Raw genomic sequence first — 20,923 nt, 5'->3', positions numbered from 1 at the left:
CCCTCAGTTGGCGCCGTCCGCAAACGCGACCGGCGCTCCTTTCGAAACAGTCGCTGCGACGCGTTCGGCGTCCCAATTGGTGAGACGTACGCAGCCGTGAGATTCCGCCTTGGAGATCTTGTCCGGTGAAGGCGTGCCGTGAATGCCGTAGCCTTCGGCGGACAGGCTGATCCACACCGTGCCGACCGGATTGTTGGGGCCGGGCTTGATGATGAAGGGCTTGCGGGAATGGACGCCCTTGAAATGATAATCCGGATTGTAGCGGTAGTAGGGATTTCGGCTGACCTCTGTGATCTTGAGCGTGCCTGAAGGCGACGGCTTCTCTTCGCTGCCGACGGTCGCCGGATAAAATCCGATCAGCGCATTGGATTTGTCAAACACCTTCACCGTCTGCCTGACCTTGTCGACCTCGATCCTGTCAGTCTTGGCGGGCGCGGTGCCGCCTCCACCGCCGGTGTCCACCACGACGATGGTCTCGCCGACGCGATCGAAATGGCGGCCGGGATTGAGCGCCGTCAGCAATTGCTCGCTCATGTGAAATTTCTCGGCCAGTCCCTCCCGCGGAGTGGTGAACCCCAGCGACGGGATGCCTTTCATGTCCTCCATTCTTGAGGGTAGCCTGCGCAGGAAAGGACCCGCCACGTCCTGCCTGGTAATGACGTAGGTCGCCGTCACCGGCCGGTCGTCCGCCCGCAAAGCCTTCCAGATGTCCTCCGTCGGAGCGTCCGAACCCGGCAAGTGCTGCGCTTCCGCATAGGCCCGCAGCGCCTTCTTCGCGTTCTCGCCGAATCTGCCGTCGATCTCGCCGGGCGAGAAATGCGCCCTGTCCAGCAGGACTTGCAGCCGCACCCCTGCCGGGGTCGGCTTCTCGTTCGACAAGGTCCTCTTCGATGGCTCGGCGGACTCGATCGCAGCCGGGTTCATCTCGGCCGCGAACGCAGGCGGAGCAGCCAGCACGAAGAGGAGGAAATAGAGAATGACGCCAATCTGACCACCGCCGGAGATCGCGCAGGCGCTATTCACCATGCTTCGCGTCGCGACGTCGCCCATCGGCGAGCTCCGAGTTGGAGGCGTTCACGACAATGCAACGCGCCCCGACGGCCGAAGTTTCGCCGGGAAGGTCCGCACGCGCCTGGAATCGTTGCTTTCGCTTCGGCAAAGCGCGCTCGTCACCAAAACCAATTCCACTTGCTAGCTCGTCTGAACCGGAGCAGCATCCGACTGTCGGCGCAGGCCGAACACAACGCGCGAACATCACACAACAAAAGACAAAAGCAGAGGAAACGCATGACAATCGATGTCTCTCGTCGATCCCTACTTGCCCTTGGCGCTGGCCTTGGTGCCAGCGCCATGCTCGGCAGCAGCGCGCTTGCGCGTGCTCCGAAACTCGGCACCCAGACCCCCTACTGGCACCGCTTCATGCTCGGCGATGCCGAGGTGACCGTCGTGTCCGACGGACCGCTGCCGCTCGGTGATCCCTCCGGGACCTTCACCGGTGTTCCCAAGGAAGAGGTCAAGAAGATGCTCGCCGACAATTTCCTGTCGCCGGACAATGTCGTGCTCGAGCAGAACTCGCCGATCGTGAATACCGGCGACAAGCTCATCCTGTTCGATACCGGCATGGGCAGCTCCAAGATGTTCGGCGCCACCACGGGGCGGCAACAGAAGAGCATGACCGAGGCCGGCATCAAGCCGGGCGATATCGATGCGGTGGTCTGCTCGCACGCCCATATCGACCACATCGGCGGCATCGTGGACGACGGCGGCAAGCCGCTGTTCCCGAACGCGCAGATCTACATCTCCCAGACCGATTTCGACTTCTGGACCGATGAAGGCAAGCTTGGCAGCCCGGCCAAGGACTTCGTCGTGCACGCCCGCAAGAACCTGCTGCCGGTCCGCGACCGCATCGTCTTCTTCAAGGACGGCCAGGAATTCCTGCCCGGCGTGCAGGCGATCGCAGCGCCCGGTCACACCGTCGGCCATACCATCTTCATGGTCTCGTCGGCCGGCAAGTCGTTTGCCTTCCTCGGCGACCTCTCGCACCATTCGGTGCTGCTGCTGGAGAGGCCGCGGATGGAATTCTCCTACGACACGGACCCGAAGCAGGCAGCGGAGTCCCGCGTCAAACTGCTGATCATGCTTGCGGCCAACAAGACGCCTGTCATGTCCTATCACTTCGCTTGGCCGGGCTACGGCCACGTCGCCAAGGCCGGCGACGGCTTCCGCTATTTTGCCGAGCCGATGCAGATGACGTTGTAGTTCGTCAGGTCCGGGCAGCACGCGCTGCCCGGACCATCTGCTTGCCGTCCCACACCGCATTCCGGTTTTTCATATCTAATAACCCGATAGAATCGGCCGATATAATTCGTTTGTCAAAATCATCCTCCTGCGTAGCTTAGGCAGGCGGCTATCGCTCGCGGCCCGAACGGCCGCCACCAAGAATGGCGAAGCACGAGGAGGATGAAGATGACGACGACGCTGGATGCATCGGAGCTGCCTTCGCGCTCGCTGCTGCCTTTTCTCGATCGCGAGCACACGATCGCAAGGCCGGGCTACAGCCGATGGATGGTGCCGCCCGCGGCACTCTGCGTGCACCTGTGCATCGGACAGGCGTACGCCTTCAGCGTCTTCAACCTGCCGATGACCAAGCTGATCGGCGTCACGCAATCGGCGCCCGGCGACTGGAAGCTGACCGAGCTCGGCTGGATCTTCTCCATTGCGATGGTGTTCCTCGGACTGTCGGCCGCGGTGTTCGGACGCTGGGTCGAGGAAGGCGGCCCGCGGCGCGCGATGTTCACCGCCGGTGTCGCCTGGGCGAGCGCCTTCCTGATCTCGGCACTCGGCGTCTACCTCCACAATCTCTGGATCATCTATCTCGGTTACGGCGTCGTCGGCGGCTGTGCACTCGGCATCGGCTACATCTCCCCCGTCTCGACGCTGATGAAGTGGTTTCCCGACCGGCCAGGCATGGCGACGGGCATGGCGATCATGGGCTTTGGCGGCGGCGCGCTGATCGCCTCGCCCTTCTCGGTTTGGCTGATGAGCAAGTTCGCCAGCACGACCGACGTCGGTGTGCTCGGCGCCTTCATCACGCTCGGCTGCGTCTATTTCGTTTTCATGATGGTCGGCTCCGCAATCGTGCGGGTGCCTGCGCCGGGCTGGAAACCAGAAGGCTACGTGCCGCCCGCTACCGCGACCAAGCTGATGACGAAGAACGACGTGTTCGTCTACCAGGCGATCAAGACGCCGCAGTTCTGGCTGATCTGGATCGTGTTGTTCTGCAACACCACGGCCGGCATCGGCGTGCTCGGCCAGGCCTCGGCGATGAGCCAGGAGATGTTCCCCGGACAAATCACCGCGGTCGCGGCCGCGGGTCTCGTCGGCCTGATGAGCCTGTTCAACATGGGCGGACGCTTCAGCTGGGCCTCGTTGTCCGACTTCATCGGACGCAAGAACACCTATTTCGTCTACATGGTGCTCGGCTTCGCGCTTTATGTGACGGTGCCCTATGCCGGCGCGAGCGGCAATGTCGTGCTGTTCGTGCTTTGCTTCCTGATCATCGTCAGCATGTATGGCGGTGGATTTTCCACGGTGCCGGCCTATCTGCGCGACATGTTCGGCACCCGCTATGTCGGCGCCATCCACGGCATCCTGCTCACGGCATGGTCGATGGCCGGCATCGCCGGACCGGTGCTGATCAACTATATCCGGGAATACAACGTCACGCACGGCGTGCCGAAGGCGCAGGCCTACAATACCACCATGTACATCATGGCCGGACTGCTCGTGGCCGGCTTCCTCGCCAACCTCTGTGTCCGGGCCGTCGACAAGCGTCATCACATGAAAGACGACAACACAGGTCTCGAGCCGGCCCGCGCTTGAGGCGCGGCGGACCAGAAGGAGCGACCATGACAACGACATCGCGAAGCGAAGCGTCATTCTCCCAGCTGCTGCTGAGCTGGGTCGCCTATCGAGTGTCCCAGATGACGGCGACCAAGCCCGCCCATCGCGCCAGCGAAATCGCGGCCGCCGCCGCGGTGAGCAACAACCCCACGGGAGCATGACATCATCATGCATCATGCCCAGACCGTAAAAACCACGCGGCTGCAACTGGCGTTGGCCTGGAGCTTTGCAGGCATCCCTTTGCTCGCGGGCGTCATCCAGACCCTGCTCAACGCGATGAAGCTGTTTCAGTAGGCGCGAATCCATGCGCTCGACGGACAGGCCCGCAACGCGCGTCGGCGGCGGGCGGCAATTGATCGCCGATGAGGGCTTTACCATCTGCATGCTGGTCGCGGTGGTCGTCGCCGCGGTTCTTGCATTCGGCTTCGATGCGACCGCGGACACTGTCGTCGCAATGCTTGCGATCGGCGCGGGAACGGCCCTCGCCGAAACCCGCTTGCACCGGCGGCGCTAGGGCCGTCCGGCCGCTGCGAGCGGATTGTCAGCGGCGTTTGCGCACGTTTCGCGCCGGCGTTTCCATCACGCGCAGCGCTTGTTCGGCGGCGAGGTCGCGCATGATCGCGATCGCGCTCTGCACATGATCGTCCGACTGGTCGACAGAATAGACCACATAGGCCGGCATGGAGAACTTTGGTGCGCCGGCCACCAGGTGCAGGCGCCGCGCCTTCAGCAGCGGCTCGACGATCCGGTACGCGAAGTAGCCGGAGCCGCCGTTTGCCAGAACATGCTGAAGCCCAAGCCAGCCGATATTGGCAGTCAGCGCGGGCCCCGCGAAATTGGGGAAAACGGCGCTGTGGCGGGCATAGAACTCCGGTCCCCAGTCGACATAGACATAGCCATCCTGCGGCTCCGGGTCGCTTTTCGGATTGGTCGAGACCAGCACAAGCTGCTCCTCGATCAGCAATTCGACCTTGAGGCCGGGGCGACTCTGCGGCGTGTACATCACGCCGACGTCGATGCGGCCCTCGACCAGCCCCTGCATCAACTCCGGCTCGAGCGCGCTCTCGGCGCGGATGGAGATTTGCGGATTGGCCTCCTGCATGCGCGGGAGCCAGAGCAGCAGAAACTCCTCCCATAACCCGATCCGGCCACCGACGACCAACGCCCCGCTAAAGCCCCGAGGGATGCCGACGTCGTGCCGGGCCTGCTCGACAGTGCGCACCAGGGTCGAGGCGTGACGCTGGAACTGGCGTCCGGCTGCGGTCAGCGTCGCACCGGCTTTGTTGCGCACGAACAGCGTACAGCCAAGCAGCTGTTCGAGGGTGTGGATCCGGGTGCTGACGGTGGACTGGCTGACGTGAAGCCGCTCGGCGGCGGTAATGAAATTGCCTGTCGCGACCACCGTCAGGAATGTACGCGCGAGCTCGGTATCCAAAGGGCCACCTCACATCGACATAATCGATATGAAATGCGCTCTCTTGAGGGATGTCAAACCAAGAGGTTGCTCAGCAGCCCAGCTTGTCGGCGATCCCGCCAAAATCCTTCGCGACAATGTCCCACTTGCCGGTCGCCTCGAAGTCGACTTTCTGAAGCGGGCCGTATTCGGTCGGCCTTGCGACGAACGCGGTCCTCAGTCCGTTCTTCTGTGCGGCCGCGAGATCGCCGTTGTGGGCGGCGACCATCATCACCTGCTCCGGCTTGAGGCCGAGCAGCTTTGCTGCGCCGAGATAGGTCTCGGGATCGGGCTTGTAGTGCTCGAACAGCTCGGCCGACATGATGAGGTCCCATGGCAGGCCGGCGAACTTCGCCATGTTGGTGAGCAGCGCGACATTGCCGTTTGACAGCGGCGAGATCACGAATTTGGTCTTCAGCCGGGTCAGGCCGGCAACGCTGTCGGGCCAGGGATGGAGCCGGTGCCAGCCCTTGGTGAGGTAATCGAGATCGGCCTCGGTCAGGCCCTTGATCGCGAACTGCTCGACCAGCTTCTCCAGCGAGCGGCGATGCAGATCATCTAACATGACGTAGCCGCGCTCGGGATGCTGGCGCACATCGTCCATCGAGGCCATGTACATGCCGCGCCAGCCGTCGACCAAGGCGGTCCAGTCGGCGCTGATGCCGCGGCCCCTTCCCCACCACATGAAGTCGGTGATGAGGCTGGTGCGCCAGTCGACGACGGTGCCGAACACGTCGAACACGAGGGCTTTGACGGCGGAAAGATCGGACATGGGCGCTTCCTCCACGCTCGTCATTCCGGGATGCGCCGTGAGGCGCAGGCCCGGAATCCATACTCCCGATCGTGGTTATGGATTCCGGGCTCGCGACTTCGTCGCGCCCCGGAATGACGGCAGTTGTTACTGCTTTTGACTCTAGTCCAAGTGGAACTTCGCCAGCTCGCGGTGCTCGGCCTTGATGTAGCGCACGGTGCCGGTGACGGAGCGCATCACGACCGTCTCGGTCTCGATCACGCCATCCTTGCGGAATTTCACGCCCGAGAGCAGCGAGCCCGTGGTGACGCCGGTGGCGGCGAACAGGCAGTCGCCGCGCGCCATGTCCTCGATGCCGTAGATCATCTTGGGATCATTGACGCCCATCTTGGCGGCGCGCTCGCGCTTCTCGTCGGAATCGAGGATGAGGCGACACTGCATCTGGCCGCCGATGCAGCGCAGCGCTACGGCCGCGAGCACACCCTCAGGCGCGCCGCCGGTGCCGAGATACATGTCAACGCCGGTATTGTCGGGATCGGCGCAGTGGATCACGCCGGCGACGTCGCCATCGGTGATGAGGCGGACGGCAGCGCCGGTCGAGCGGACGCTCTCGATGATGCCGGCGTGGCGCGGGCGGTCGAGCACGAGAACGGTGATGCCCTCGGGCTGGACACCCTTGGCCTTGGCGAGGCGGCGGACATTGTCGGCCGGCGTCGCATCGAGATCGACGACGCCTTTGTCGTAGCCCGGCCCGATCGCCAACTTCTGCATGTAGACGTCGGGCGCGTGCAGCAGCGTGCCGCCATCGGCCATTGCCATGGTGGCGATCGACCCCGGCATGTTCTTGGCGCACAACGTCGTGCCCTCGAGCGGGTCGACTGCGATGTCGACCTGCGGGCCGGCATTCATGCCAACCTTCTCGCCGATGAAGAGCATCGGCGCCTCGTCGCGCTCGCCCTCGCCGATCACGATGGTGCCTTCGATCGGCAGCTTGTTGAGCTCGCGCCGCATGGCATCGACCGCGGCCTGGTCGGCTGCCTTTTCATTGCCGTGCCCGCGCAGCCGCGCCGACGACACCGCCGCCCGCTCCGTCACGCGCACGATCTCCAGCGTGAGAATGCGCTCGAGCAACGCTTGCGGCGGCACTGAAATATGGGTCGACATCGGCTAACTCCTCAACAGTTTTGGACGGAAATCTCCGCCCGCATCAACTCGTAACACCCACAGTTCGTTCGAACCGTGTCAGTTCTTCTCGATCCTGATGACCTGCGGCCGTCCGCTGATCACTTTGTCCTTCTGCACGGCAGCGAGCGCGCGGCGTACCGCGTCCTCATGCGTGGCGTAGGTGATCAGGATGACGGGCACGGGAACCGCCTTGCCATCGGTGGACGCGGCACCGCCATTGGGATGACGCTGCACGATCGACTCGATCGAAATCTTCTGCTCCGCGAGCCGGGTCGCGATCGCGGCCGCCGTGCCCGGGAAATCGCGCGCCAGCAGGCGGATGTAGTAGCCGCCCTCGTGTCGCTCCATCGGTGCTTTCTTAGTCTCGTGGAGCTGCGAAATCGGCCGGCCGAACGGATTGGCGCGGATGCCGCGCGCAACGTCGGCGATGTCGGCGACGACGGCGGACGCGGTCGCAGCACCGCCCGCACCGGGGCCGACCAGCGTGATCGGTGGAATGCCCTCGCCATCGATCGTGACCGCATTGGTGACACCCATCACCTGCGCGATCGAGGAGGACTTTGGAACCATGGTCGGATGCACGCGCTGCTCGATGCCCGTGGCGGTGCGAACGGCAACGCCGAGCAGCTTGACGCGATAGCCAAGATCGGCCGCCGCGCGCAGATCTTCCGGCGCGATGGAGGAGATACCTTCGACATACACCGCGCTTTGAGCAACTTTCGTGCCGAAAGCGAGGCTGGCGAGAATGGCGAGCTTTTGCGCGGTGTCGTGGCCGTCGACGTCGAAGGACGGATCGGCCTCGGCATAGCCGAGCCGCTGCGCATCCTTGAGGCATTCGGCGAACGACAGGCCCTCCTGCTCCATCCGGGTCAGGATGTAATTGCAGGTGCCGTTGAGAACGCCATAGACGCGGTTGATTCCGGTTCCGGCAAGACCCTCGCGTAACGTTTTGATGACAGGGATCGCGGCGCCGACGGCTGCCTCGAAATTCAGCGCACCGCCGTGCTTTTCAGCGGCCTTGCCAAGCTTCAGGCCGTGCTTGGCGAGCAGCGCCTTGTTGGCAGTGACGACCGACTTGCCGGCATTGAGCGCCGCCTCGACGGCGGAGAGCGCGGGATCGCCGGCGCCGCCCATCAGCTCGACGAAGCAGTCGATGCCCGGATGCGTGGCGAGCGCCATCGGATCCCTGGCCCATTCGACGCCGCGCAGATCGACACCACGCTTCTTCGCCTTCGAGCGCGCGGTGACGGCAACGACGCGAATGCCGCGGCCGCTGCGGCCCGCGAGCACGCGGGCCTGGGTTTCGATCAAACGGACAACTTCGGCGCCCACGGTGCCGAGCCCCGCTATGCCCACTTTCAGGGGTGCAACCATGATGCTTTGGAAAACCTGCAGACGAGAATTAGCGCCGATTGGCGAGCGGAACGACGTTGTGCAACGTTTCGATGCCGCTTTCAAGGAAGCGGCGCACGCCGCGCGCGGCCTGCCTGATCCGTTGCTCGTTTTCCACCATGGCGATGCGGACATATCCTTCACCATGCTCGCCAAAGCCGACGCCGGGCGAGACCGCGACGCCGGATTTCTCCACCAACAGGGTGGCGAACTGCATGCTGCCGACGCTGCGGAAGGCCTCCGGCAGCGGCACCCAGGCGAACATCGAGGCCTCCGGCGCCGGGATCTCCCAGCCGGCGCGGCCGAACGATTCCACCAGCGCGTCGCGGCGCTTGCGGTAGGTGTCGCGCATCTCCTTGATGCAGTCATCGGGACCGTTCAGCGCGGCGGTCGCGGCGACCTGCACGGGCGTGAAGGCGCCGTAATCAAGATAGGATTTGACACGGGCGAGCGCCGCGATCACGCGCTCATTGCCGACCGCGAAGCCCATGCGCCAGCCGGCCATCGAATAGGTCTTCGACATCGAGGTGAACTCGACGGCGACGTCGATCGCGCCCGGCACTTGGAGCACGGAGGGCGGCGGATTGCTCTCGTCGAAATAGACTTCGGCATAGGCGAGATCGGACAGGATCAGGATCTCGTGCTTCTTCGCGAACGCGACGAGGTCCTTGTAAAAATCGAGGCTCGCGACATAGGCGGTCGGGTTCGACGGGTAGCAGACGACCAGCGCGAGCGGCTTCGGGATCGAATGCACGATCGCCCGCTCCACCGCCTCGAAGAATTGCGGCGTCGGCTCCGACGGCACCGAACGGATCACGCCGCCCGCCATCAGAAAGCCGAAGGCGTGAATCGGGTAGCTCGGGTTCGGGCAGAGGATGACGTCGCCCGGCGCGGTGATCGCCTGCGCCACGTTGGCAAAGCCCTCCTTGGAGCCGAGCGTCGCCACCACCTGGGTGTCGGGATTGAGCTTCACGCCGAAGCGGCGGGCGTAATAGCCGGCCTGAGCCCGGCGCAGCCCGGGGATGCCGCGCGAGGCCGAGTAGCGGTCGGTGCGCGGCTTGCCCAGCGTCTCCTTCAGCTTCTCCAGCACATGCGCGGGCGCCGGCAGGTCCGGATTGCCCATGCCGAGGTCGATGATGTCGGCACCCGCGTTCCGCGCGGCCGCCTTGGCCCGGTTGACCTGCTCGAACACGTAAGGCGGAAGGCGGCGGATGCGGTAAAACTCTTCCATGGCTCTCTGGGCTCCGGGCACCCGGTCAGGACAGAATCGACCGACCACGACGGCCGATCGGGACAGCCCTCATTCCGTCGTAGAAATCACTCGAAATCAAACGCTTAGAGCAATCTTCGACGGCGGGAGCTGAAGTCGTTCGCCCTGACTCTCGGCTGAACATTGGTCTTTTAGCACGGCAAGGCGGGGGCGCCAGCGATTACCTTGCAGCGCCTCATTTCGCATCTTTGGCGGCAGTGGCCTGGCGGTCGCGCGCGGCGGCGAGTTCGGCCTCGATCTTGGCACGCTGGTCCGGCGGGATGGTCGCCTGATCGCGATCCGGCGGCAGGTCATGCACCGGCAGGTAAGTGCCAGGCTCTCTCGGATGGGCCTGCGCATCGGCCGGCGTCATATCCGCGAGCTGGCTCGAGCAGCCGCCCAGAGCGAACGCTACCAGCAGCAACGCGCCGCAAATCGGCAGCTTCCTTTGCAGGTCCCTCAACGCCAACACCCGGGGAAATCCCCACCTCGTCCCAATGCAAGCGGCCGGAGACTAACCCGACGACCTGCCAAGCTCAAACCATTGCTGCCCACAAATGGCACGAGCGAGAATACTTCCAAGGCCCACTGCTCGAAGGGGTGCACCCGGATTGTGACAAAACCAAGAAGCTTTGTCGCAGTGCAGCACATGTTGCAGCTTGTTTAACGCCAAACATGCCAGCTTCGCGGTGACGAATACGGAATGAATCGTTACTGTTCTGCTCATGAGTACCGCCACGACCGACAGACCCAAATCCGAGACGAAGTTCGATGCGGAAGCCTTCGCGATGAATGTCGCGCGGGCGATGGAGAGCGGCGGCAAGGCGCTCGCCGCGTATTTGAAGCCACGCGAGAGCGGCGAAGTGCAGGATCGCCCGCCGGCCGAGCTGACGGAGGTGGTCAAGACCTTCACGTCGGTCGCCGAATACTGGCTGTCGGATGGCTCGCGCTCGTCCGATCTCCAGACCAAGCTCGCCAAGGACTACCTCGACCTCTGGGGTTCGGCGGCGCGCCGCATGGCCGGCCAGGATGCCCCGCCCGCGATCGCGCCCTCGCCGCGCGACAAGCGCTTTGCCGATCCGGAATGGAAGTCGAATCAGTTCTTCGATTTCGTGATGCAGCTTTACCTGCTCACGACCAAATGGGCGCAGGAGCTGGTGCGCGACGCCGACGGGCTCGATCTGCAGACCCGCCGCAAGGCGGAGTTCTACATCCAGCAGGTCACCAACGCGCTGTCGCCCTCGAACTTCGTGCTGACCAATCCGGAAGTGCTGCGCGAGACGGTGGCAAGCAGCGGCGAGAACCTCGCACGCGGCCTGAAGATGCTGGCCGAGGACATCGCGGCCGGCAAGGGCATGCTGAAGATCCGCCAGTCCAACCCGGACAATCTCGTCGTCGGCGTCAACATGGCGACGACGCCGGGCAAGGTGATCTACCAGAACGAGATGATGCAGCTGATCCAGTATGCGCCGACCACGGAGAACGTGCTGCGCACGCCGCTCCTGATCGTGCCGCCCTGGATCAACAAATTCTACATCCTCGATCTCAAGCCGGAGAAATCCTACATCAAGTGGTGCGTCGATCAGGGCATCACCGTGTTCGTGATCTCATGGGTCAATCCCGACAAGCGGCTCGGCACCAAGAGCTGGGAAGACTACATGAAGGAAGGCGTTCTGACGGCGATGGACGTCATCGAGCGCACGACCGGCGAGATGAAGGTGCACACCGCCGGCTATTGCGTCGGCGGCACGATGCTCGCGACCACGCTGGCCTGGCTCGCCGAGAAGCGCCGCCAGCGGGTGTCGTCGGCGACCTTCTTCGCGGCCCAGGTCGACTTCACCCATGCCGGCGATCTCCTCGTGTTCGTCGACGAGGAGCAGATCGCAGCCCTCGAGCAGGACATGAAGGCGGCCGGCGTGCTCGAAGGCTCGAAGATGGCGATGGCCTTCAACATGCTGCGCTCCAACGATCTGATCTGGTCCTACGTCGTCAGCAATTACCTGAAGGGCCAGCAGCCGAGCGCGTTCGACCTGCTGCACTGGAATTCCGACGCGACGCGGATGACCGCGTCGAACCATTCCTATTATCTGCGCAACTGCTATCTGGAGAACCGCCTGTCCGCGGGCACGATGGTGCTCGACAACACCCTGCTCGATCTCTCCAAGGTCAAGGTGCCCGTCTACAACCTCGCGACCCGCGAAGACCACATCGCCCCCGCGGAATCGGTGCTGTACGGCTCGCAATTCTTCGGCGGCCCGGTGAAATATGTGCTGTCCGGCTCGGGCCACATCGCCGGCGTGGTCAACCCGCCCGCCTCGAACAAGTACCAGTACTGGACCAACGACAACATCAAGGACGTCAACGTCGCCGAGTGGATGAAGGGCGCGGTGGAGCACAAGGGCTCGTGGTGGCCGGACTGGCGCGAATGGCTCGGCACGCTCGATCCCGAGGAAGTCCCGGCGCGCGGCGTCGGCAGCGAAGCCTTCCCGCCGATCGAGGACGCCCCCGGCAGCTATGTCAGGGTTCGCGCCTAGCAGGATTTCTTTGCGCATGGCGCAAACTTGCGCGCTTGCGTATAAGCTCGTTTTCAGCACAGTGACGAATAAGGGGACCGGACTATGACGCGCGAATTGTTCTGGCTGACGCTCACGGTGATCCTGACCGGCATCCTCTGGATTCCCTACACCATCAACCGTTGTCAGGTTCGAGGCCTCACCGGAGCCATGGCCAATCCCTCACGCGGCGACAAGCCGCAGGCCGAATGGGCGAACCGGTTGATGTTCGCGCATGACAATGCCGTCGAGAACCTCGTGCTGTTCGCGCCGCTGGTGCTGATCCTCAACGCGATCGACTATTCCACCAAATGGACCGTGCTCGCCTGCGCCGTCTATTTCTGGTCGCGCGTCGCGCATCTGATCGTCTATGCAATGGGAATCCCGGTGTTCCGCACGCTGGCCTTCACAGTCGGATTCCTCGCCCAAGCCGTGCTGGCGCTGGCGATCTTCAGGGTCGTTTGAGCGCGCCTCGGGCCGGCAATGCCGAGCGACGCCAGGCGGGATTTTGTCCAATTCCACGACCTCTGCGCCGACACGATCCTCTCGATCGTCGGCCGCGCGCACGCGCTCGCGGCGGCGTGGGAGGACCGCGCCATGCCGCAGAGCCTCGCCGGCAAGCGCCTCGCTCTCATTGCTGATGACGGTGGCTGGCGCAATACGACGGCCTTCGATCTCGGCGTCAGGGCGATGGGGGGCCTCTGCGTACAGTCTCCGATCCGGTTCAATGTTCACGAAACGACGGCCGATCTTGCAGAATATCTCGACAACTGGTTCGACATTCTCATCGTGCGCACCCGGGAATTGTCGACCCTGCGCGAACTCGCATCGATCGCCAGAGCTCCCGTCGTCAATGCCAGAACTCGGTCAAATCATCCCTGCGAAACGCTCGGCGATCTCGCCTATGTCAGTGGCCGGCGAGGAACGCTCGACGGCCTGAAGGTTGTCGGTGTTGCTCCCGATGCCAACATCTTGCGGTCATGGGTCGAAGCTTCGCTTTCGCTCCCGATCCAGGTGGCCCAGCTCTATCCGGAAGACTGGCAGATCAAGGACATCGCAAGCCCGAACTTCAGCGCGGGCACCAGTCTGGACGCCCTGTTCGACGTGGACGTGATCATCACGGATTGCTGGCCTGACGGCGCACGTGCGGATCAACTCATTGAATACCAGATCTCGGCATCCCTCCTCGACAGATGCCGTCCCGACGTCATTTTCCTGCCCTGTCCGCCCGTGAGCAGAGGCAAGGAAGTCAGCGCCGATGCGATGGGACACTCCGCAAGTCAGAGCACCGCGGCGAAGGCTTACCTGCTCCATGCGTAAAACGCGCTGCTGGAATGGCTCGTCACATAGCCGGCGCTGGCGGTCACCACGCGCTTCAAACGTCAGACCGCAGCCTTGCGAACGACGAGATTCAGCATGTTGGCGGGCGTCTCGTCAAAACTCTGGATCACGGAGGTCTCCGACGACAGCGTGATCCATGGACCCGCGCTGGCGTAGGTCGCTTCAAGCCACTCGGGCGACGCATAATTGTAGTAGCGCCCGAGGCTGTCTCGTCCGTCGCCCTCGCCCATCTTGTAGCTGGCGTAGAACAAACCTGACGGCCGGAGCGCGCGACGAATCCGCATGAGGATGCCGGCGAGTTCGTCGCGCGGCACGTGCAGCAGGCAGGCGCTTGCCCAGACGGCGTCATAGGCCTCGTGCGCATCAAGCTCGTCGAACCGCATCGCCTCGACGAGATGACCGAGCCGCTGCGAGGCGATCTCCGCCATTTCAGGCGAGCCGTCGGTTGCCCGCACCGAAAAACCTTCGGCCAGCATCACCGCCGAATGATTGCCGGCACCGCAGCCGAGTTCGAGGATCGAACCGCCTTGCGGCAGCAAGGCGAGAAAACCTCGCAGCCGCGTCGAGGGCGCCTTGGCCCAGTCGGCATAGGACTGGGCGTTGCTCCGATAGAACTCGAGCGTAGGCTCATCCATCTGTCTTCTACTCCGGGAGGCAGTCTCGTGTCCCGGACAAGGCGCAGCACGACAGTAATGCGCCGCAGAGCGGGACCCAGAAGGCCGCACGCATGGGAACATCGAAGCGTGGGTCCCGGCTCCGCAGCGCACCGCCAAGAAGTGCTGCGCTGCGTCCGGGGCACGAACGTGCCCTACTCCTCCGGCAAGCCCAGCATCAGCCGCATGTTCTGCACGGCTGCGCCCGAGGCGCCCTTGCCGAGATTGTCGAGCCGGGCAACCAGCACCGCCTGGTGATATTTGTCGCTGGCGAAGACGTAGAGCTCCAGCATGTTGGTCTCGTTGAGCGCCTCGGGCTCGAGCTTGCCGCCCTTGGTCGTCTCGTTCTGGAGCGGCATCACCGAGACGTATTTCGAGCCGGCGTAATGCTTGGCCAGCGCGGCCTGCAGATCTGCGCCGCCAGGCTTGCCCGGCAGCGTGTCGAGCTGGAGCGGGACCGAGACCAGCATGCCCTGCCGGTAGTTTCCGACCGACGGGATGAAGATCGGCCGCCGCGTCAGGTTCGAATAGAGCTGCAGCTCCGGCAGATGCTTGTGCTCGAAGCCGAGGCCGTAGAGCTCGAACGACGGAGCGCTGCCATCTTCGAAGCTCGCGATCATCGACTTGCCGCCGCCGGAATAGCCGCTCACCGCATTGACGGTGACGGGATAGTCAGGCGGCAACAGGCCGGCGTCCACGATCGGCCGCAGCAGAGCGATGCCGCCGGTCGGATAGCAGCCGGGATTGGACACCCTTCTGGCAGCCTTGATCTTGCCGGCCTGGTCCGGCGTCATCTCCGCAAAGCCATAGGCCCAGTCGGGCGCAACCCGGTATGCGGTCGAGGCATCCAGCACCTTCGGTCCCGACGCGCCCATGCTGTCGACCAGCGCAACGGTTTCCTTCGCTGCATCGTCGGGCAGGCAGAGGATCACGAGATCCACTTCCTCCATCAGCGCTTTCTTCGCCGCGGGATCCTTGCGCTTGTCGTCGGCGATGGTCTTGACGACAACGTCGTTCTGGAGCTTCAGCCGCTCGTTGATGCCGAGCCCGGTGGTGCCGGAGGCGCCGTCGACGAAAACGGTTGCGGGCTTCTTCGCCGCGCCGGCGGCCGGGGCTTTGGTGGTTTCCGTGAGGCTCATGGTACGCTCCTTTCGAGCTTGTTGGTTTCGGCCGCAAAGGCTTCGGGCCTGACGTCCTGCATCAGTTGCGCTATCTCTCTGGCGTCGGCAGCGGGCTGCGCGCCGAGCGCATTGGCGATCGCCGTATAGTCGGCGTCCGACTTGTGCTGGTTGAGCTTGAAGCTGCCTTCGACCTCCTCAACGCTCATGACCAGACCCACGATCCCTTTCTTCATTGCCTCGAGCCGGCCCGCCGTCATCTTGCCCGACGTCCACGGCTTCTTCGGCAACAGCCAGTTCTCGAACTTGTCGCTGAGCGTGTCGATCTGCACCGACAGCTCGTCGTCCGACAACAGCCGCACCGGCCCGCTCAGATGCACCGACTGATAGAGCCAGGTCGGCACCTGATCCGGCGAGACGTACCAGTCGGGCGATACATAGGCATCGGGACCGCTGACCGCGAGCAGCCAGGAGGTCGCGCCGCCCGCAAGCTTTAGCAGCGGATTGTGACGGGCGACATGAAAGGCGGCCTGCGGCGTGCCGTCATCAGCATAGGTCAGGTAGAACGGCAGCGGCGAAGCGACCGGCCTCTTGCCATCAAAGGCACACATGATGCCGAAGCCGCGCTCCTCGGCGAATTTCAGGCTCGCGGCGCGGTCCTGCTTGAAAAAGGGTGGCGTGTACATCGTGGTCTCCTGCTGGGCCTCTTTGGGGCCGCCGGATCAGATCGCGCTGACAGGAGAGAAGAATGCCGCGGATCGGATCCAGCGGCAAAGACGATGATCTCAAACGCGATCGACCGCCCAAACCGCTAAAGCGCGGCGGCGGCGACGGGCGAACAGGATGGTCGCAGCGTTGATCATGGCGCGCGGCTATAAGGCCAGCGGGTTCCAGGGTCAAGTCCGAATCGATCCGGCATGACGGCAGGATGCCGCAGCTGGTGACCGCAGGATACCGCGCTGATGTCATCGGCGCCGTGGAATTTCCGTTTAGCATAGGGGTTTCCGAGAAAGACCGACGCGCCACGACCCCGCCGGTCCGTGCCTCTCGCAACCCAGCCCAGGACATCGCCATGACCGAGATCACTCGTCGCGCCACACTGGCCGGCGCCGCCGCCTCGACGCTGCTGCCCTTTATGAAGACGTCCCCCGCGAGCGCCGCAGCGCCTCCGGCCACAACACAGAATGCGAGCTTCTACCGCTACAATGTCGGCACCCACCAGGTCACAGTGGTCTGCGACGGCGTCGCGACCGTCAACCTGACGGACAATTACGCGGCAGGCGCCAGCAAGGACGACATCAACAAGATCTTCGCCGAGAACCATCTGCCGACTGACAAAGTCACCCACACGTTCAACCCCGTGGTCGTCAACACCGGGCCGAAGCTCGTCGTCATCGACACCGGTCTCGGGCCCGACCAGTTCACGCAGAGCAAGGGCAAGGTCGGCCAGTTCCACAACAACCTGGCGGCCGCCAGCATCGACCGTGCGGCGGTGGACACCGTCATCATCTCGCACTTCCACGGCGACCACATCAATGGCCTGCTCGCGGCCGAGAACAAGCCTGCCTTCCCCAACGCCGAGATCATGGTGCCGGCGGTGGAGTGGAAATTCTGGATGGACGACGGCGAGATGAGGAAGGGAATGGGCAATCCCATCCTCGAGAGCAATTTCAAGAACATCCGCCGGGTGTTCGGCGCGCTCGGCCGCGAGGTCACGCAATACGAGTCCGGCAAGGAGGTCGCGCCCGGTATCACCTCGGTGGCGAGCCCCGGTCATACGCCGGGTCACAACTCCTTCATCGTCGCTTCGGGCTCCGAGAAGGTGCTGGTGCAGGTCGACATCACGGCGGGCGCGGCGTTCCTGTTCGTGAAGCATCCCGAGTGGAACATCGCCACCGACGTCGACAAGCCGTTGGCGCAGGAGACGCGGCGCAAGCTCTACGACATGGCGATCGCCGAGAAGATGCCGATCCAGGCCTTCCACGCCGCCTTCCCCGGTCTCGTCCGCGTCGAGAAGGACGGCTCGGGCTATCGCTGGATCCCGTCGATCTGGAACGCCTCGCTCTGAGGTTAGCGAAGCGGCTGACCGGGTGGCTTTGCTGCCCGGTCAGACGACGCGCCAGAGCCATTCCATGATCTTGGCGATCACATCGCCGAACAGCAGCAGCGCCGCCGACCAGACCAGAGCCGAAACGAAATTGGCGGCCTGAAAGCTCCAATAGGGCATCTCGAAGATGCCGGCCGCGAGCGGTACCGAGGCGCGCAAGGGGCCGAAGAAGCGGCCGATGAAGATGCTGGGCACGCCCCAGCTCCGCACGAAGGCCTCTCCCCTGGGCAACAGTTCCGGATAGCGCGACAGCGGCCACATCTGGGCGACCTGCTCCTTGTAGCGATAGCCGAACCAGTAGGAGACCCAGTCGCCGAGCGCGGCACCGATGCCACCGGCGATCCAAACCGGGTAGAAGCTGATGCCGCTCGCTCCGATCAACGCGCCGATCGCGATCAGCGCACCCCAGGCCGGGATCAGGAGCGAGATAAAGGCGAGCGATTCCCCGAAGGCCAGCAGGAATACGATCGGGCCCGCCCAAGCCTGGTGAGCGCGCACGAAGTCGGCCAGCGCGTGCGCGTACTGCTCCATTCCAGATCGCCTTCCCGCCCCGTCACGGTCCTGTCAGATAAAAAGAACTGGTAAGCCAAGGACTTGTGTGACATCAAGTCACAAAGCCCGGTCCGAACCGGGCTCAGGCGTCACATTGCCGGGAACTGATGGGTCTGCGGCGTAAAATCGCCGGGATTGGCTCCCACCCCACACCCGTCTGGCCGGCACGCGGTGACCTTTGCGGGCCAGCCGTGGCATAGTCAGCCTAACCGATTCGCCGCTTCCGTGGCCCTCAAAACACATCAAGATATATGTCCAAGCAGTTGAAGCCAAAAGCAAAAGACGACTTTTTCGGCGCCGATGAGCCGAAGCCCCGCGCGGCCGCCAAGACGGCGCCGCGCGCAGGCGGCGCGGAAGCCGACTATACCGCGGCCGACATCGAGGTGCTCGAAGGCCTCGAACCGGTACGGCGCCGGCCTGGCATGTATATCGGCGGCACCGACGAAAAGGCGCTGCATCACCTGTTCGCCGAAGTCATCGACAACTCGATGGACGAGGCGCTGGCAGGGCACGCGACCTTCATCGGGGTCGAGCTCAGCGCCGACGGGTTCCTGACCGTCACCGACAACGGCCGGGGCATCCCGATCGATCCGCATCCAAAATTCCCGAAGAAGTCGGCGCTCGAAGTCATCATGTGCACGCTGCATTCGGGCGGCAAGTTCGACTCCAAGGTCTACGAGACCTCAGGCGGCTTGCACGGCGTCGGCATCTCCGTGGTGAACGCCCTCTCCTCGCTGCTCGAGGTCGAGGTCGCGCGCAGCCAGAAGCTGTATCGCATGACGTTCGAGCGCGGGCACCCCAAGGGTAAGCTTGAAGATCTCGGCAAGATCAACAACCGCCGCGGCACCCGCGTGCGCTTCAAGCCAGACACCGAGATCTTCGGCGCCAAGGCGGCGTTCAAGCCGCAGCGCCTGTTCAAGATGACGCGCTCGAAGGCCTATCTGTTCGGCGGCGTCGAGATCCGCTGGAACTGCGCACCCGAATTGCTCAAGGGCGTCGAGGACGTGCCGGCGGAGGCGACGTTCCACTTCCCGGGCGGTCTCAAGGATTATCTGGCGGCGGCGATCCACGCCGACACGCTGGTGCATCCGGATATCTTCTCGGGCAAGTCGGGCCGCAACGGCGCGCACGGCGCCTGCGAATGGGCCGTCGCCTGGACCGCGGATGCCGACGGCTTCCTGTCCTCCTACACCAACACCGTGCCGACGCCCGACGGCGGCACGCATGAGTCCGGCCTGCGCAGCGCGCTGCTGCGCGGCCTGAAGGATCACGCCGAGCGCGTCGGCCAGGGCAAGCGCGCGTCATCCATTACGTCGGAAGACGTGATGGTGGGTGCGGCCGTGATGCTCTCGGTGTTCGTGCGCGAGCCCGAATTCCAGGGCCAGACCAAGGATCGCCTGGCGACCGCCGAAGCGCAGCGCATCGTCGAGCAGGCGATGAAGGACCCGTTCGACCATTGGCTCTCGGGCAATCCGAACATGGCCAACAGGCTGCTCGACTTCGTGATCGACCGCGCCGAGGAGCGGCTGCGCCGGCGACAAGAGAAAGAGACCGCGCGGAAAACCGCAGGCAAGAAGCTGCGCCTGCCCGGCAAGCTCGCCGACTGCACCGACGCCGGCACCGACGGTTCCGAGCTCTTCATCGTCGAGGGTGACTCGGCCGGCGGCAGCGCCAAGCAGGCACGCGACCGCAAGACGCAAGCGGTGCTGCCGCTGCGCGGCAAGATCCTCAACGTCGCCTCCGCCGGCAAGGACAAGCTGACGGCAAACGCCCAGCTCTCCGACCTCGTGCAGGCGATCGGCTGCGGCACACTCGCGCATTATCGCGAAGAGGATCTGCGCTATCAGCGCATCATCATCATGACCGACGCCGACGTCGACGGCGCCCACATCGCTTCGCTCCTCATCACCTTCTTCTACCGGCAGATGCCGCGGCTGATCGACGAGGGCCACCTCTTCCTGGCGGTGCCACCGCTCTACAAGCTGACAGTCGGCACGAAATCGGTCTACGCGCGTGACGACGCGCACAAGGAGGCGCTGATCAAGAGCGTGTTCAATGCCAACGCCAAGGTCGAGGTGAACCGCTTCAAAGGCCTCGGCGAGATGATGCCGGCGCAGCTCAAGGAGACCACCATGGATCCGGCCAAGCGGACCATGCTGAAGGTGGTCCTGCTCGCCGACGACCGCGACACCACGGCGGATTCGGTCGAGCGGCTGATGGGCACCAAGGCCGAGGCGCGCTTCGCCTTCATCTCGGACAAGGCCGAGTTTGCCAATGAGGATCTGCTGGACGTCTGAAGCCGCGTTCCATCGCGCGGCTGAAAGGCGCCCGTCAAAGGCCCTGGCTTCAGGTCGGGGCCTTTGTGTTTGGTGGTGGCATTCACAAGCCCGGCGACTCGGCCAACGACTCACCGGTCCCACCGGCGAGGCAGGATTGCCTCCATTTCGAACAACGCCGAATTCACTAAGGAGAAGTTACCTGAATTGAATCTTCCAAAATCAACTCAAGTATTTGAAATGTCTCGACTACTTATGACTTCGGCGATCTTCGCCAAAATCACTTCCCGAGCCGCGTTTTCCGGCGACTGTGCCCGCCCGGCAACAGCATTTCGGAGGGAAACGTCTATAGTCCGGGCATCAGATCAATCGGACTTCAGTGCGCTCGCGC

Annotated in this window: 21 protein-coding genes; 10 read left to right on the top strand and 11 right to left on the bottom strand. The window is 63.9% G+C overall.

Annotated elements, in window-relative coordinates:
• Window positions 1-3: 3 nt before the first annotated feature.
• Window positions 4-1,026 carry a L,D-transpeptidase family protein gene (locus QSV46_RS12400; protein ID WP_409997168.1) on the bottom strand — a complete coding sequence of 341 codons (1,023 nt, stop codon included), beginning with the start codon at window positions 1,024-1,026 and terminating at the stop codon, window positions 4-6.
• A gap of 261 nt (window positions 1,027-1,287) precedes the next feature.
• Between QSV46_RS12400 and QSV46_RS12395 the strand changes: the two genes are divergently transcribed.
• The 5 genes from QSV46_RS12395 to QSV46_RS12375 all read left to right on the top strand — a co-directional run bounded on the left by QSV46_RS12395 (window position 1,288) and on the right by QSV46_RS12375 (window position 4,417).
• Window positions 1,288-2,259, top strand: coding sequence for an MBL fold metallo-hydrolase (locus tag QSV46_RS12395; protein ID WP_314950781.1), 972 nt, complete (start codon window positions 1,288-1,290; stop codon window positions 2,257-2,259).
• Window positions 2,260-2,466: 207 nt separating this feature from the next.
• The gene (locus tag QSV46_RS12390) at window positions 2,467-3,882 is read left to right on the top strand and encodes an OFA family MFS transporter (RefSeq protein WP_314950779.1); all 1,416 of its coding nucleotides are present in this window, start codon (window positions 2,467-2,469) and stop codon (window positions 3,880-3,882) included.
• A 26-nt stretch (window positions 3,883-3,908) separates the two neighbouring features.
• Window positions 3,909-4,064: a hypothetical protein gene (locus tag QSV46_RS12385; RefSeq protein ID WP_314950777.1), complete on the top strand. Its 156-nt coding sequence runs from the start codon at window positions 3,909-3,911 to the stop codon at window positions 4,062-4,064.
• 7 nt (window positions 4,065-4,071) lie between these two features.
• The gene (locus tag QSV46_RS12380; RefSeq protein WP_314950775.1) at window positions 4,072-4,197 is read left to right on the top strand and encodes a hypothetical protein; all 126 of its coding nucleotides are present in this window, start codon (window positions 4,072-4,074) and stop codon (window positions 4,195-4,197) included.
• Between the two features lie 10 nt (window positions 4,198-4,207).
• Window positions 4,208-4,417: a hypothetical protein gene (locus QSV46_RS12375; RefSeq protein ID WP_314950773.1), complete on the top strand. Its 210-nt coding sequence runs from the start codon at window positions 4,208-4,210 to the stop codon at window positions 4,415-4,417.
• 27 nt (window positions 4,418-4,444) lie between these two features.
• On the opposite strand, the gene QSV46_RS12370 is transcribed toward QSV46_RS12375, so the two are convergent.
• The 6 genes from QSV46_RS12370 to QSV46_RS12345 form a co-directional block, all read right to left on the bottom strand.
• Window positions 4,445-5,338, bottom strand: coding sequence for a LysR family transcriptional regulator (locus tag QSV46_RS12370; RefSeq protein WP_314950771.1), 894 nt, complete (start codon window positions 5,336-5,338; stop codon window positions 4,445-4,447).
• Window positions 5,339-5,408: 70 nt separating this feature from the next.
• Window positions 5,409-6,128: a haloacid dehalogenase type II gene (locus QSV46_RS12365; protein WP_314950768.1), complete on the bottom strand. Its 720-nt coding sequence runs from the start codon at window positions 6,126-6,128 to the stop codon at window positions 5,409-5,411.
• A 141-nt stretch (window positions 6,129-6,269) separates the two neighbouring features.
• Window positions 6,270-7,271 carry a class II fructose-bisphosphatase gene (glpX, locus tag QSV46_RS12360; RefSeq protein ID WP_314950766.1) on the bottom strand — a complete coding sequence of 334 codons (1,002 nt, stop codon included), beginning with the start codon at window positions 7,269-7,271 and terminating at the stop codon, window positions 6,270-6,272.
• Between the two features lie 78 nt (window positions 7,272-7,349).
• Window positions 7,350-8,666, bottom strand: coding sequence for a homoserine dehydrogenase (locus QSV46_RS12355; RefSeq protein WP_314950762.1), 1,317 nt, complete (start codon window positions 8,664-8,666; stop codon window positions 7,350-7,352).
• Window positions 8,667-8,694: 28 nt separating this feature from the next.
• The gene (locus QSV46_RS12350) at window positions 8,695-9,915 is read right to left on the bottom strand and encodes an LL-diaminopimelate aminotransferase (protein WP_314950760.1); all 1,221 of its coding nucleotides are present in this window, start codon (window positions 9,913-9,915) and stop codon (window positions 8,695-8,697) included.
• A gap of 214 nt (window positions 9,916-10,129) precedes the next feature.
• Window positions 10,130-10,405: a hypothetical protein gene (locus QSV46_RS12345; RefSeq protein ID WP_314950757.1), complete on the bottom strand. Its 276-nt coding sequence runs from the start codon at window positions 10,403-10,405 to the stop codon at window positions 10,130-10,132.
• Between the two features lie 253 nt (window positions 10,406-10,658).
• Here QSV46_RS12345 and QSV46_RS12340 point away from each other — a divergent pair, with 253 nt between their 5' ends.
• The 3 genes from QSV46_RS12340 to QSV46_RS12330 all read left to right on the top strand — a co-directional run bounded on the left by QSV46_RS12340 (window position 10,659) and on the right by QSV46_RS12330 (window position 13,805).
• Complete coding sequence (locus QSV46_RS12340; RefSeq protein ID WP_314950755.1) at window positions 10,659-12,467, top strand: class I poly(R)-hydroxyalkanoic acid synthase; 1,809 nt, start codon at window positions 10,659-10,661, stop codon at window positions 12,465-12,467.
• Between the two features lie 84 nt (window positions 12,468-12,551).
• Complete coding sequence (locus QSV46_RS12335; protein WP_314950753.1) at window positions 12,552-12,950, top strand: MAPEG family protein; 399 nt, start codon at window positions 12,552-12,554, stop codon at window positions 12,948-12,950.
• A gap of 18 nt (window positions 12,951-12,968) precedes the next feature.
• Complete coding sequence (locus QSV46_RS12330; protein ID WP_314950751.1) at window positions 12,969-13,805, top strand: ornithine carbamoyltransferase; 837 nt, start codon at window positions 12,969-12,971, stop codon at window positions 13,803-13,805.
• Window positions 13,806-13,867: 62 nt separating this feature from the next.
• Here the strand turns inward: QSV46_RS12330 and QSV46_RS12325 are convergent, their stop codons facing one another.
• The 3 genes from QSV46_RS12325 to QSV46_RS12315 form a co-directional block, all read right to left on the bottom strand.
• Entirely contained in the window at window positions 13,868-14,461 is a 594-nt protein-coding gene (locus QSV46_RS12325; protein ID WP_314950749.1) for a class I SAM-dependent methyltransferase, read from the bottom strand.
• A 173-nt stretch (window positions 14,462-14,634) separates the two neighbouring features.
• A complete protein-coding gene (argC, locus tag QSV46_RS12320; RefSeq protein ID WP_314950748.1) occupies window positions 14,635-15,618 on the bottom strand; it encodes an N-acetyl-gamma-glutamyl-phosphate reductase in 984 nt (327 codons plus the stop codon).
• Window positions 15,615-16,283, bottom strand: a complete 669-nt coding sequence (locus QSV46_RS12315) for an FMN-binding negative transcriptional regulator (RefSeq protein ID WP_314950745.1) — start codon at window positions 16,281-16,283, stop codon at window positions 15,615-15,617. Before QSV46_RS12315 ends, argC begins: the two co-directional genes overlap by 4 nt.
• A gap of 386 nt (window positions 16,284-16,669) precedes the next feature.
• On the opposite strand from QSV46_RS12315, the gene QSV46_RS12310 reads away from it, so the two are divergent.
• Window positions 16,670-17,665, top strand: coding sequence for an MBL fold metallo-hydrolase (locus QSV46_RS12310; protein ID WP_314950743.1), 996 nt, complete (start codon window positions 16,670-16,672; stop codon window positions 17,663-17,665).
• 39 nt (window positions 17,666-17,704) lie between these two features.
• Here the strand turns inward: QSV46_RS12310 and QSV46_RS12305 are convergent, their stop codons facing one another.
• Window positions 17,705-18,235 (bottom strand): DedA family protein, encoded by a 531-nt coding sequence (locus QSV46_RS12305; RefSeq protein ID WP_314950740.1) that lies wholly within the window; start codon window positions 18,233-18,235, stop codon window positions 17,705-17,707.
• Window positions 18,236-18,507: 272 nt separating this feature from the next.
• Here QSV46_RS12305 and parE point away from each other — a divergent pair, with 272 nt between their 5' ends.
• Window positions 18,508-20,553 (top strand): DNA topoisomerase IV subunit B, encoded by a 2,046-nt coding sequence (gene parE / locus QSV46_RS12300; RefSeq protein ID WP_314950737.1) that lies wholly within the window; start codon window positions 18,508-18,510, stop codon window positions 20,551-20,553.
• Window positions 20,554-20,923: the final 370 nt, after the last annotated feature.

The organism is Bradyrhizobium cosmicum (assembly GCF_032290525.1).
Classification (GTDB): domain Bacteria; phylum Pseudomonadota; class Alphaproteobacteria; order Rhizobiales; family Xanthobacteraceae; genus Bradyrhizobium; species Bradyrhizobium cosmicum_A.
This window is presented reverse-complemented; position numbering and strand designations above follow the sequence as displayed.